The organism is Nonomuraea sp. 3N208, from assembly GCF_052245935.1.
Taxonomy (GTDB): Bacteria; Actinomycetota; Actinomycetes; order Streptosporangiales; family Streptosporangiaceae; genus Nonomuraea.
This window is the reverse complement of the sequence record NZ_JBQQBR010000007.1, coordinates 81,470-94,039: the sequence shown is the minus strand read 5'-3', so window position 1 is coordinate 94,039 and position 12,570 is coordinate 81,470. Positions and strand designations below refer to the sequence as shown.

General features: G+C 70.4%; 11 protein-coding genes. 9 read left to right on the top strand and 2 right to left on the bottom strand.

The window, feature by feature from the left end; all coding sequences use genetic code 11:
* The first annotated feature begins 37 nt into the window (after positions 1 to 37).
* A complete protein-coding gene (locus tag ACTWPT_RS12270; RefSeq protein ID WP_443177434.1) occupies positions 38 to 2,920 on the top strand; it encodes a beta-galactosidase in 2,883 nt (960 codons plus the stop codon).
* Here ACTWPT_RS12270 and ACTWPT_RS12265 read toward each other — a convergent pair.
* On the bottom strand, positions 2,917 to 3,249 hold the full coding sequence (locus tag ACTWPT_RS12265) for a putative quinol monooxygenase (protein WP_443177433.1): 333 nt from the start codon (positions 3,247 to 3,249) through the stop codon (positions 2,917 to 2,919). The genes ACTWPT_RS12270 and ACTWPT_RS12265 overlap by 4 nt on opposite strands.
* Positions 3,250 to 3,474: 225 nt before the next feature.
* On the opposite strand from ACTWPT_RS12265, the gene ACTWPT_RS12260 reads away from it, so the two are divergent.
* From ACTWPT_RS12260 to trpA, 7 genes are all read left to right on the top strand, one after another.
* A complete protein-coding gene (locus ACTWPT_RS12260; protein ID WP_443177432.1) occupies positions 3,475 to 4,488 on the top strand; it encodes an ABC transporter substrate-binding protein in 1,014 nt (337 codons plus the stop codon).
* Positions 4,485 to 5,291 (top strand): ABC transporter ATP-binding protein, encoded by an 807-nt coding sequence (locus tag ACTWPT_RS12255; RefSeq protein WP_443177431.1) that lies wholly within the window; start codon positions 4,485 to 4,487, stop codon positions 5,289 to 5,291. Before ACTWPT_RS12260 ends, ACTWPT_RS12255 begins: the two co-directional genes overlap by 4 nt.
* Positions 5,284 to 6,261 carry an ABC transporter permease subunit gene (locus tag ACTWPT_RS12250; protein ID WP_443177430.1) on the top strand — a complete coding sequence of 326 codons (978 nt, stop codon included), beginning with the start codon at positions 5,284 to 5,286 and terminating at the stop codon, positions 6,259 to 6,261. Before ACTWPT_RS12255 ends, ACTWPT_RS12250 begins: the two co-directional genes overlap by 8 nt.
* Positions 6,258 to 7,583, top strand: a complete 1,326-nt coding sequence (locus ACTWPT_RS12245) for an LLM class flavin-dependent oxidoreductase (RefSeq protein WP_443177429.1) — start codon at positions 6,258 to 6,260, stop codon at positions 7,581 to 7,583. The genes ACTWPT_RS12250 and ACTWPT_RS12245 overlap by 4 nt, the downstream gene beginning before the upstream one ends.
* The gene (locus tag ACTWPT_RS12240) at positions 7,580 to 8,101 is read left to right on the top strand and encodes an NADPH-dependent FMN reductase (protein WP_443177428.1); all 522 of its coding nucleotides are present in this window, start codon (positions 7,580 to 7,582) and stop codon (positions 8,099 to 8,101) included. Before ACTWPT_RS12245 ends, ACTWPT_RS12240 begins: the two co-directional genes overlap by 4 nt.
* A 112-nt stretch (positions 8,102 to 8,213) precedes the next feature.
* Positions 8,214 to 9,476, top strand: coding sequence for a tryptophan synthase subunit beta (trpB, locus tag ACTWPT_RS12235; RefSeq protein ID WP_443177427.1), 1,263 nt, complete (start codon positions 8,214 to 8,216; stop codon positions 9,474 to 9,476).
* Positions 9,473 to 10,276: a tryptophan synthase subunit alpha gene (gene trpA, locus ACTWPT_RS12230; protein ID WP_443177426.1), complete on the top strand. Its 804-nt coding sequence runs from the start codon at positions 9,473 to 9,475 to the stop codon at positions 10,274 to 10,276. The genes trpB and trpA overlap by 4 nt, the downstream gene beginning before the upstream one ends.
* A gap of 106 nt (positions 10,277 to 10,382) precedes the next feature.
* On the opposite strand, the gene ACTWPT_RS12225 is transcribed toward trpA, so the two are convergent.
* Positions 10,383 to 11,177, bottom strand: coding sequence for a GntR family transcriptional regulator (locus ACTWPT_RS12225; RefSeq protein WP_443177425.1), 795 nt, complete (start codon positions 11,175 to 11,177; stop codon positions 10,383 to 10,385).
* Positions 11,178 to 11,286: 109 nt separating this feature from the next.
* On the opposite strand from ACTWPT_RS12225, the gene ACTWPT_RS12220 reads away from it, so the two are divergent.
* On the top strand, positions 11,287 to 12,513 hold the full coding sequence (locus ACTWPT_RS12220; protein WP_443177424.1) for an endonuclease/exonuclease/phosphatase family protein: 1,227 nt from the start codon (positions 11,287 to 11,289) through the stop codon (positions 12,511 to 12,513).
* Positions 12,514 to 12,570: the final 57 nt, after the last annotated feature.

The following is a 12,570-nucleotide window of genomic DNA, read 5'->3' as shown; positions in this document are numbered from 1 at the left end:
GTTGACTTTTGTTTGTCTGATCGCCAAATTAAATGGCATGAGGCGGACCCTTTTGGTGCTCCTGGCCATGCTGCTGACCTGCGCCACCCTCGTCGTGCCCACCCGGGCCGCGGCTGCGCGCGAGGTCACCTACGACCGGTACTCGCTCATGGTGGACGGTCGCCGGGTCGTGTTGCAGGCGGCCGAGTTCCACTACTTCCGGCTGCCCAGCCCGGGGTTGTGGCGGGATGTGCTGGAGAAGTTCAAGGCGGCCGGGTTCAACGCCGTCTCGCTCTACTTCTCGTGGGCCTACCACTCGCCGAAGTCCGGCGTGTACGACTTCACCGGCGTGCGTGACGTGGACCGGCTGCTGCGTACCGCCTCCGAGGCCGGGCTGTACGTGATCGCCCGGCCGGGGCCGTACATCAACGCCGAGAGCAGCGGCGGCGGCCTGCCTGCCTGGGTGAAGACCGTGCCGGGGCGCGCCCGCAGCAGTGAGGCGGGATATCAGACCGCCTACCGGGAGTGGCTGCACCGGATCAACCCGATCATCGCCAGGCACCAGGTGACCGACGGCGGGCCGGTGGTCCTCTACAACGCCGAGAACGAGTACCAGGTCAACACCGATGCCGCCTACATGCAGGACATCCAGGACCAGGCCCGGGCCGACGGCATCGACGTGCCCATCACGACCAATGACTGCTGCGACGGTGGCAGCTGGAGTTCGACCTGGGCGACCGGGCCCGGCGCCGTGCAGATCCCGGGCATCGACGACTACCCGCAGTCCTTCGAGTGCGCCAATCCGGGGCTGTGGGGGCCGTGGGGCGAGGGGCTGACCGAGCGGCTGCGCGACGACATCCCCGTGTTCGCCGCCGAATACCAGGCCGGCGCCATCGACGTGGGCAACGCCGGCTACGACAAGTGCCGCGAGCTCACTGGGCCGGCCTTCATGAAGTACTTCTACAAGAACAACCTGGTGACGACCGGGGCGACGATGTTCTCGTACTACATGGGATACGGAGGCACGAACTGGGGCTGGCTCGCCCAGCCCAACGACGTCTACACCTCCTACGACTACGGCGCCCCGATCACCGAGGCCAGGCGGCTCACTCCCAAGTACGACGAGTTCAAGCGCCAGGGCTACTTCCTGCAGGCCGTCGCACCGCTGGCCAAGACCGATCCGGTCGCCACGCCGCCCCCATCCGACAACCCGGCTCTGACCACGGTGGCGCGCGCCAACCCGGACACCGGCACCCAGTTCGTCCTGGTCAAGCACACCGACCGGGCCGCGACGAGCACGGACGCCGCCACCCTCGACTGGGCGGGACACCGGGTGCCCGTGCAGGTCAAGGGGCGCGACGCGCACGTCCTCGTCGCCGGGTACGACCTCGGCGGCCAGCGCCTGACCCTGTCCACCTCCGAGATCATGACGCACGCCGCCATCGATGGCCGCGACGTCGCCGTCCTCTACGGTACGGCGGGCTCGCCTGGCGCCACCGTCCTGCGGTACGGCTCCGAGCCGCGGGTCACGGTGCTCGACGGCCGCGTGACCAGCTCCTACTCGGGGGGCGACTTGCGGCTCGACTACAGCCACGAAGGGCTGGCCAGGGTGCTGGTCACGGGAGGCGGACGGCGGCCGCTGATGCTCCTGATCGGCACGGATGAGGAGGCGGCGAGGTTCTGGCGGGCGGACACGGCTTCGGGCCCTGTGCTGGTGCGCGGCACGGAGCTCGTGCGCTCGGCGTCCGTGAGCGGTGACACCGCGCGCCTGGTGGCCGACGTGGCAGGGGACGCCACGCCCATGGCAACCGGGGGCGCCACGAGCCTGGCGGCCCGCGCCGGGGCGGGGGAGGTGGAGGTGTTCGCGCCGCCCGCGGCCCGCCGCCTGCGGATAGGCACGCACGACGTCCGCGTGAACCGCACGCCGAGCGGCTCGCTGCTCGGCTCAACCCGCGCCCCCGAACCGGCCCCGCTGCCCGAGCTGACCTCCTGGCGCGCCCGCCCCGAGGCCCCTGAGGCCCAGCCCAGGTTCGACGACTCCCGCTGGACCCTCGCCGACCACACCGCGACCACCAACCCGCACCCGCCCAAGACCCTGCCCGTCCTGTACGCCGACGACTACGGCTACCACTACGGCAACGTCTGGTACCGCGGCCACTTCACCGCCACCGGCGCCGAGACCACGATCGACCTGAACGCGATCACCGGCCTGCGTGGCAACTACCTGGTCTGGCTCAATGGCCGGTATCTCGGCTCGGCCGCCGGCGGCGTGCAGGCGGACTCCGGCGACCAGTGGACCCCGCCCAATCCCGACCCGGGCCCAGGCCACTTCGCCATCCCGTCAGGCATGCTGAAGCCGGGCACCGACAATGTGATCGCCGTCCTCGTCGCCAACATGGGGCACAACGACGACTGGATCGCCGACGACCTCCGCTTCAAGCAACCCCGCGGCCTGATCGGCGCCTCCGTCGGCGGCACCCCCGTCACCTGGCGCATCCAGGGCGCAGCCGGGGTCGACAAGATCCGCGGCGGGCTCAACAACGGCGGCCTCTACGGCGAGCGCACCGGCTGGCACCTGCCGGCACATCCCGATACATCCTGGAAGAACGCCGACCCGGCCACCGCACCCCTGACGCCCGGAGTCACCTGGTACCGGACGTCGTTCAAGCTCGACCTGCCCAAAGGCCACGACGTCCCGATCGGACTCCGCTTCGGCGGCGACCCGTCACCGGCGTACCGCGTGCTGATCTTCCTCAACGGCTGGAACGTCGGCCAATACGGCGGCGACATCGGCCCGCAACGCGACTTCACGCTCCCGGCTGGGCTCCTGAACGAGCACGGCCTGAACACCCTCGCCCTGGCCGTCACCGCCGAAGAGCCGGTGCCCGCGGGCCCCGGCCCGATCAGCCTGTTCGCCTACGGCAACGTCCGCGTGGACTAACCCCGCGGGGGCACGGCCAGCTCGCCCAGCTCTGACCAGTCGTCCTGCGGGACCGCGGCGTTGACGATGCGCGGCGTCTCGGCCAGGTAGTCCGGCAGGGTGCGCTGGGCCTGCTTGAAGTGATCCGACTGCACGTGCGCGGCCCCGGCCGTGTCGTCGCGGAACGCCTCCACCAGGACGTACTCGTTCGGATCGTCAAGGCTCCGCGACCAGTCGAACCACAGGCAGCCGGGCTCGGCCCGGGTCGCCTCGGTGAACTCGGCGGCGATCTCCGGCCAGCGGTCGGCGTGCTCGGGCAGGATGCGGAACTTGGCGGTAATGAAGATCATCGGCCCTCCATAGTTCGGTACGGCCCGAGCTTAGCGACGAGCGATTTCCATGTATGTCATGTAGGAAATGTTGACTTTATGCCTGGAGATCCGTAGCTTCGTAGGCATGAGGGGCCTTTACCTGACAACCCGCCCGCACGTGGACTTCGGCCACGTCGCCAGCGCGCAGTGTCGCTGATCACGCATCGCAGGCAGACCTCTTTTCCCTCCCCAGAGGAACCCAACGTGATCAAGCTCAAACATGCCCTCATGGCCGCGCTGCTCCCCGCCCTCCTGGCCGGGTGCGGCGGCGCCGAGGCGAAATCCGCGGACTCAGAAGTGAAGGTGCTGCGCTACCAGGGCAGCGCCGGCGCCGTCACCTACCCCGAGCTGGCCGAGGAGCTCGGCTTTCTCGGCGACGTCAAGCTGAAGTGGGTGGGCAACACCACCTCAGGACCGCAGGACATCCAGTCCGCGGCCACCGGGCAGACCGACTTCGGCGGCGCCTTCGACGGCGCCGTCATCAAGCTCAAGGCGGCCAAGGCCCCGATCAAGGCGGTGATCGGCTACTACGGCTCCGACAAGGAGACCTTCAACGGCTACTACGTCAACGAGAACAGCCCTATCAAGACCGCCCGCGATCTCATCGGCAAAAAGATCGGCGTCAACACGCTCGGCGCGCACCACGAGGCCGTCATCAAGGAGTACCTCAGGCGCGAAGGGCTGACGCCCGATGAGATCAAGCAGGTCCAGCTCGTGGTGATCCCGCCGGTCAACACCGAGCAGGCCATCCGGCAGGGTCAGCTCGACATCGGCACGTTGGGCGGCGTGCTCAAGGACAAGGCGCTCGAGCGCGGCGGGCTGCGGTCGCTGTTCACCGACGTGGACCTGCTGGGCCCGTTCACCGCCGGAGCCGTCGTCCTGCGCGAGGACTTCATCGCCGAGAACCCGACTACCACCAAGACCTTCGTGACCGGCTTCGCCAAGGCCATCGAATGGGCGCAGACCCACTCCCGCGAGGAGGTCATCGCCAAGTTCGAGCAGATCATCGCCAAGCGCGGCCGCAACGAGAGCGCCGACACCGTCCGGTTCTGGAAGAGCACCGGCATCGCCGGCAAGGGCGGCGTCATCGCGGAGAAGGAGTTCCAGACCTGGATCGACTGGCTGGAACGCGAAGGCGAGATCAAGTCCGGCCAGGTCAAGGCAGCCGACCTCTACACCAACACGTTCAACCCCTACGCCGGCGGGAGCGGATCATGAGCAAGATCGGCATCAGCAACGTCACCAAGACCTTCCCCGTCAGGGACGGCGGCGAGCCGTTCACCGCGCTGTCCGGCGTGGACCTCGACGTACGCGAGGGAGAGTTCCTCACGCTCGTGGGCCCCAGCGGCTGCGGCAAGTCCACACTCCTCGACCTGATCGCCGGTCTGACGCCGCCGACGGCAGGCGAGATCGTCATCGACGGCACCCCCGTCACGGGCCCCGGGCTCGACCGGGGGATCGTCTTCCAGCAGTACGCCCTGTTCCCCTGGCGCACCGCCCAGGCCAATGTCGAGTTCGGGCTGGAGGCCAAGGCCGTGCCGCGGAAGGAGCGGACCCGGCGGGCACGCGAGCACCTCGCGCTCGTCGGCCTGGCCGGGTTCGAGGACCGCTACCCGCACGAGTTGTCCGGCGGCATGCGGCAGCGGGTGGCCATCGCCCGCAGCCTCGCCTTCGACCCGGACGTGCTGCTGATGGACGAGCCGTTCGCCGCGCTGGACGCGCAGACCCGCGAGTCCCTGCAGGAGGAGCTGCTGCGCGTCTGGCAGCACACCGGCAAGACGGTCATCTTCATCACACACGGCATCGACGAGGCCGTCTACCTGGGGGAGCGGGTCGCGGTGATGACCTCAAGGCCCGGCCGGATCAAGGAGGTCGTCGAGATCGCGTTCGACTCGCGCGAGGGCGACCTGCGGGCCGATCCGGTCTTCGGCGAGTACCGGCACCACGTGTGGAAGCTGCTGCGTGACGAGGTGGCGGCGGCGCAGGTCCAGGAGCGCGAGGTGGCGATCTCCCATGGCTGACACCCGGCAGGACACGCCGCCCGGCGAGCTCCATTGGTACGACCTCCCAGACGACGAAGCACTCGAAGACCCAGCACCCCACGACGAAGCACCTGACGACGTCCACGAGGACGACGCACCTGCGGACGCCGGTCCCGGGCCGGACACCGCGTCGCCGCCGCCTGCCCCGTCGGGCGTGGCGAAGGCCCGCCCGGAGCGGGTCAGGGGAACGCTCCGGCGCGCGGTCAGACGCGGCACCGTGAACTCGACGGCCATCCTGCTCCTCCTGGCCGCCTGGGAGATCCTGCCCAGGCTCGGCGTCCTGGACCGCGTCTTCGTCCCCCCGCTCTCCGAGAACCTGGTCGCCTGGTACGACCTCCTGATCAGCGGGCAACTCCCCGAGCACCTGCAGGCCTCCCTGGCCCGCTCGCTGGCCGGCTTCGGCCTGGCGATCGTGCTGGCCATCCCGCTCGGCCTGCTGATCGGCTGGTATCGGCCGATCGCCGACTTCCTGACCCCGCTGCTCGAGCTCTTCCGCAACACCTCGGCGGTGGCGCTGCTGCCGGTGTTCACGCTGATCCTCGGCATCGGCGAGACCACGAAGATCGTCTTCGTCCTGTACGCGTGCTCGTGGCCGATCCTGCTCAACACCATCAGCGGCGTGAAGACCGTCGAGCCCCTGCTCATCAAGTCGGCCAGGTCCATGGGCCTCGGCCCGGTCCGCCTGTTCCAGAAGGTGATCCTGCCCGCCGCCGTGCCCACGATCTTCACCGGCGTGCGGCTGGCGGGCGCGTACTCGATCCTCGTGCTGCTGTTCGCCGAGATGGTCGGCGCCAAGGCCGGGCTCGGCTACCTCATCCTGGACACCCAGTCCAGTTTCCGCATCCCCGACATGTACGCCGGCATCATCACGATCTCCGTGCTCGGCCTGCTGTTCAACCTGCTGCTGGTCGCCGTCGAGCGCCGCTTCTCCACCTGGAGGACAACGTGACGAGAAAGCTCCACCTCAACGCCTTCCTCATGGGCGTGGGCCACCACGAGGCGGCCTGGCGGCATCCGCGCACCGAGCCTGCCCGCCTCACCGACGTCCGCCACTACCAGGAGCTGGCCAGGATCGCCGAGCGCGGCAAGCTCGACTCTGTCTTCCTCGCCGACGGCGTGGCCCTGCACGGCAACGTCGCCCACAACGCGCTCGGCGGCCTGGAGCCGCTGACGTTGCTGTCGGCCCTGGCCGCGGTCACCGACCACATCGGCCTCATCGCCACTGTGTCGACGACGTACAACGAGCCCTTCCACGTGGCACGCAAGTTCGCCTCGCTCGACCACATCAGCGGCGGCCGGGCCGGCTGGAACATCGTCACCTCGGCCGGCGAGGCCGAAGCCCGCAACTTCGGCGTCGAGCGGCCGGCGCACGCCGCCCGCTACGCCAGGGCGACGGAGTTCCTGGAGGTCGTGCGCAAGTTGTGGGACAGCTGGGAGGACGACGCGATCCTGGGCGACCGCGTCGGCGGCCAGTACGCCGACACCGGCAAGATCCACGCGATCGAGCACGCGGGCGAGCACTTCGCGGTGCGCGGTCCCCTCAACACCTCCCGCTCGCCCCAGGGCCACCCGCTCCTGGTCCAGGCCGGATCGTCAGAGGACGGCAAGGAGTTCGCCGCCCGTTACGCCGAGGCCGTCTTCACCGCGCAGCAGACGCTCGCCGAGGGGCAGGCGTTCTATGCCGACCTGAAGGGGCGCCTCGCGGCATACGGCCGCCGGCCCGACGAGCTGCTGGTCCTGCCGGGGATCTCGCCGATCATCGGCTCGACCGAGCGGGAGGCGCTGCGGCTGGAGAAGGAGCTGGAGGACCTCATCATCCCCGCGTACGGGCTGGCTCAGCTCTCCCACATGACCGGCATCGACCTGACCGAGGACGCCCTGGACCAGCCGCTGCCCGACGTGCCCGTCGAGACGGAGGGCGCCCAGAGCCGTCGCAAGCTGGTGGTGGACCTGGCCAGGCGCGAACGCCTCACAGTCCGGCAGCTTCTCGGCCGCCTGGCCGGCGGGCGCGGCCACCGCGTCGTCGCCGGCACCCCCGAACAGATCGCCGACCAGATCCAGGAGTGGTTCTTCAACGGCGCGGCCGACGGGTTCAACATCATGCCGCCGATCCTGCCCGGCGGCCTGGCCGACTTCGTCGACCACGTGGTGCCGGAGCTACGCGCGAGAGGACTGTTCAGGCACGAGTACGAGGGCCGCACGCTCCGCGACAACTACGGCCTGGGCCGGCCCGCCTCCCAGTACGCCGCGCGGCTGGCGGTGGCCGGATGAGCATCGTCACGCTGGTCGGCAACCCCCGTGAGGGCTCCAGGACGCGGGCCGTCGCCGTCGCGGCCGCGGAGGCGGTCTCGACGCGGATCGGAACGGCCGGGCCCCACGAGGTAGTGGACCTGTCCGCGCTCGGCCCGCATCTGCTCTCCCCCGGCGCGTCCCCCGGGGTGGAGGTGGCGCTGGAGCTGGTGGCCGAGTCGAGCGTGCTCGTAGTGGCCAGCCCCACGTACAAGGGCACCTACACCGGGCTGCTCAAGTCCTTCCTCGACCGCCTGCCGCCGGACGCGCTGGCCGGCAAGGCGGCGCTGCCGCTGCTGGTCATGGGGGATGCCAAGCATGCGCTGGCCGTCGAAGTGCACCTGCGGCCGCTGCTGGTGGAACTGGGCGCGACCGTGCCCACTCCCGGGCTGGCGGTGCTCGAAGCACAGATTCCACACCTCGAGGAGATCCTGACGGCCTGGGCGGACCGGGTCGCCCCGCAGGCGGCCGCGGTGCTGGGGGAGAGGGCGTTGTCGTAGCACCTGACGGTGGCCGCCCACGGGCGGCCACCGTTGACGCACCGGAGTTCGCACCGCTAGCCTCAAAGTAGTGTTCTAGAAGACTAGAACTCAACAAAGAGGGGAGTCGAGGATGCACGGACAGGCCGTGCGGACACCGCTCACCGGGCGGACCGGGCCGTATTTCGGGAAGTTCGGCGGCCGGTTCATTCCGGAAGCGCTGGTGGCCGCCCTGGACGAGCTGGATGCCGCTTACCGGGACGCGCTGGCGGATCCGGAGTTCATGGGGCGGCTCAACGAGCTGCACCACACGTATGTGGGCCGGCCGAGCCTGATCACCGAGGCTCCGCGCTTCGCGCGGCACGCCGGCGGCGCGCGCATCCTGCTCAAGCGCGAGGACCTCAACCACACCGGAGCCCACAAGATCAACAACGCGGTGGGCCAGGCGCTGCTCACCCTGCGCATGGGCAAGACCCGCGTCATCGCCGAGACGGGCGCGGGCCAGCACGGTGTGGCCACCGCCACCGCGGCCGCGCTGCTCGGCCTGGACGCCGTGGTCTACATGGGCGAGGTCGACATGCGGCGACAGGCGCTCAACGTGGTCAGGATGCGGCTGCTCGGCGCCGAGGTGATCCCCGTGACGTCGGGCTCGCGCACGCTCAAGGACGCCATGAACGAGGCCATGCGCGACTGGGTGACCAACGTCGAGAACACCCACTACCTGATCGGGTCGGCCTCCGGACCGCATCCGTTCCCGACGCTGGTGCGCGAGCTCCAGCAGGTCATCGGGGTGGAGGCGCGGCGACAGGTGCTGGGGCTGGCCGGGCGGCTGCCCGATGTCGTGTGCGCCTGCGTCGGGGGAGGCTCGAACGCGATCGGGATCTTCCATGCTTTCCTTGACGACCCGGATGTGGAGTTGGTGGGGCTGGAGGCCGGGGGCGACGGGGTCGAGACCGGCAGGCACGCGGCGTCGGTGTGCGGTGGCGCGCTGGGCATCCTGCACGGGACCCGTACGTTCGTGCTGCAGGACGCCCACGGGCAGACCATGGAGAGCCACTCGATCTCGGCCGGGCTCGACTATCCGGGGGTCGGGCCGCAACACGCCTGGCTGCACGACATCGGCCGGGCGCGGTACGCGTCGGTGCCGGACGCGGAGGCCATGGAGGCGTTCGCGCTGCTGTGCCGTACTGAGGGGATCATCCCGGCCATCGAGAGCGCGCACGCGCTGGCCGGCGCCATCCGGGAGGGCAGGCGGCTGGGGCCGGACGGGATCGTGCTCGTCAACCTGTCCGGTCGCGGCGACAAGGACGTGGACACGGCGGCCCGCTACTTCGGCCTGCTGGAGGAGGCCGACGGGCCGGCGGGCGTCCGTGGCCTGGAGGGGAGCGCCGAATGAGCGCCCGGACGACCATCGAAAGAGCCAAGAGCGAGGGGCGGGCCGCGCTCATCGGGTACCTGCCGGTCGGCTTTCCCGACGTCGCCACGTCGGTGGCGGCGATGCGGGCCATGGTGGCCGGTGGCGTGGACGTCGTGGAGGTGGGCCTGCCGTACTCGGATCCGCTCATGGACGGCCCGCTCATCCAGCGGGCCACCGAGGCGGCGCTCGCCGGCGGCGTCACCCCAGCGGACGCGTTCACCGCCGTCCGGGAGGTCGACGCGCCGGCGCTGGTCATGACGTACTGGACGCTCGTCGACCGCTACGGAGTCGCGCGGTTCGCGGCGGACCTGGCCGCCGCGGGCGGCGCCGGGATGATCACACCGGACCTGATCCCCGACGAGGCGGCCGGCTGGCACGCGGCGGCCGACCTGTACGGGCTCGATCGCGTGCACCTGGTGGCCCCGACCTCCACGCCGGAGCGGCTGGCCCTGGCCGCCCGGTCCTCGCGCGGCTTCCTGTACGCGGCGTCGCTCATGGGGGTGACCGGCGAGCGGGACCTGGTGAGCACGACGGCGAAGGACCTGGTCGCGCGGGTCAAGGAGGTCACCGACCTGCCCGTGTGCGTCGGGCTCGGCGTGGGCACCGGCGCGCAGGCCGCCGAGATCGCGGGCTTCGCCGACGGCGTGATCGTCGGCTCGGCGTTCGTTCGCGCGCTCATGGACGCCCCGGACCGGGCGTCGGGCCTGGCCGCGGTCGAGGCGGTGGCACGGGACCTCGCGGCCGGCGTGCGAATGGCCGCAGGCGTTGGGTCCGAGTGAACGGGTGGGCCGCAGGCGTTGGGCCGAGTGAACTGGTGGGCCGCAGGCGTCCGGGCCCAGTGAACGGATGGGCCACAGGCGTCGGGGCCGTATGAAACGGTGGGCCTCAGGCGTCGAGGTGTAGCGAGACGGCCGGTTCCCGCACCTGGCGCCGGGTGGTGAACACGATCTGGGCGGCGCACATGACCGCCCGATCCGCCAGCACCGCCCGGTCCTCCGCGTCATACGTGACCCGCGTGCTCATGAGCGCCGCATCGCCCACCGGCCGCCGCAACAGCGCAGCCTCCTCCTCCGACAACACGACCGGCCTGATCGCCTCGGTGGCCCACGCCGGCGACACCCCGCACCGCTCCTCGATCAGCCGGTAGAGCGGCGTGCGCTCCAGCTCGCCGTCCGCGGGATCCCCGCCCAGGTCGAGCGGCGTGTAGGACAGCTGGTGGATCACGGGGGTGCCGTCCACGACCCGCAGCCGTTCGATGACCGTGACCTCGGCGTCCGAGCTCAGCCCCAGCTCCGCCCGCACCGCCGCCGGCGGCAGAGCGCGGAGCGTGCCGAGCAGCACCGTCCGCAGATCGATTCCCTGCCCGGCGAGATCCTCGGCGAGACTGCCCAAGCTGTTCATCTGGTACGGGATCACGTTCCCCGCCACGAACGTGCCGAGCCCCTGCCGCTGCTCGATGCGCCCTTCCGCGCTCAGCCGCTGCAACGCCTGCCGCACGGTCATGAGGCTGACCCCGTAGTAGTCGCTCAGCTCCCGCTGCGCGGGCAGCGGCTCGCCGGGCGCGAACGCGCCACCGTCGATCTGGGCGAGCAGATCACGGTAGATGGCCTGATATTTCGGCTCACCCCCCTGCGACCCGGTGAGGCGCGGCCGCGGTTTTCCCTGAGGGAACGTCGGCATGTCTTACTCCTGGCTGACAGTGAAAGCATATCTTCGCGTACTGGCGCGGCCTCCTGGGAGATGCCATGATCCGGTCCACCGGGCCAGCCCCTCAGCGAGGTGAAAGATCGTGATATTCCGTCGAGTCCTGTCCGTCGCCGCAGCCGCGGCAGCGCTCCTGCCCTTGGCGCCGGGCGCGGCCGAGGCCGCGAGCCGCGCCACCCGGTTCGCCACCTTCAACGCCTCGCTCAATCGCAACGTCGAAGGCCAGCTCGTCAGCGACCTGTCCACGCCGGACAACACGCAGGCGAAGGTCATCGCCGAGAGCATCCAGCGGGCCCGCCCCGACGTCCTGCTCATCAACGAGTTCGACTACGACGCCAACGGCACGGCCCTGCGCCTCTTCCACGACAACTACCTGTCGGTGGGCCAGGGCGGCGCGCAACCGATCACCTATCGGTACCGCTACACGGCCCCCAGCAACACCGGCATCGCCTCCGGGTTCGACCTGAACAACAACGGGTCCGTCGTCACCACGCCCGGCGCGCCCGGCTACGGCGACGACGCGTTCGGCTTCGGGGTCTTCCCCGGTCAGTACGGCATGGCGGTCTACTCGAAGTACCCGATCGACGTGCGCGGGATCCGCACCTTCCAGAAGTTCCTGTGGAAGGACATGCCCGGCGCCGTCCTGCCCGACGACCCGGCCACGCCGGAGCCCGCCGACTGGTACTCGCCGGACGAGCTCAAGGTGTTCCGCCTGTCCTCCAAGAGCCACTGGGACGTGCCGGTCCGCGTTGGGCATCGTACGGTGCACTTCCTGGTCAGCCACCCGACGCCGCCCACGTTCGACGGCGCGGAGGACCGCAACGGCCGCCGCAACCACGACGAGATCAGGCTCTGGGCCGACTACACGAACCCGGGCCGCGGCGGCTACATCTACGACGACCGCGGCCGGCGCGGCGGACTGCCGGCCGGCGAGCCGTTCGTGATCGCCGGCGACCAGAACGCCGACCCCAGCGACGGCGACAGCTACCAGAGCGCCATCCACCAGCTCCTCGACCACCCGAAGATCGACAGCGGGTTCGCGCCGTCGAGCGCGGGCGCGACGGAGGCCGCCGCGCTGCAGGGCGGCGCGAACGCCACCCACAAGGGCGACCCCAAGTACGACACCGCCGACTTCGCCGACACCGCGCCCGGCAACCTGCGCGCCGACTACGTGCTGCCGTCCAAGCGGCTGAGGGTGGCGGGCGGCGGCGTCTTCTGGCCGGTGTCCAGCGACCCGCTGTCCCGTCTCACCGGCGTCTTCCCCTTCCCCAGCTCCGACCACCGCCTTGTGTGGCTGGACGTCAGGCAGTAAGTGAAGCCGGGAGGGCGGGCCATCGTCCGCCGGGGCGCCGCTCGCCCTCCCGAACAT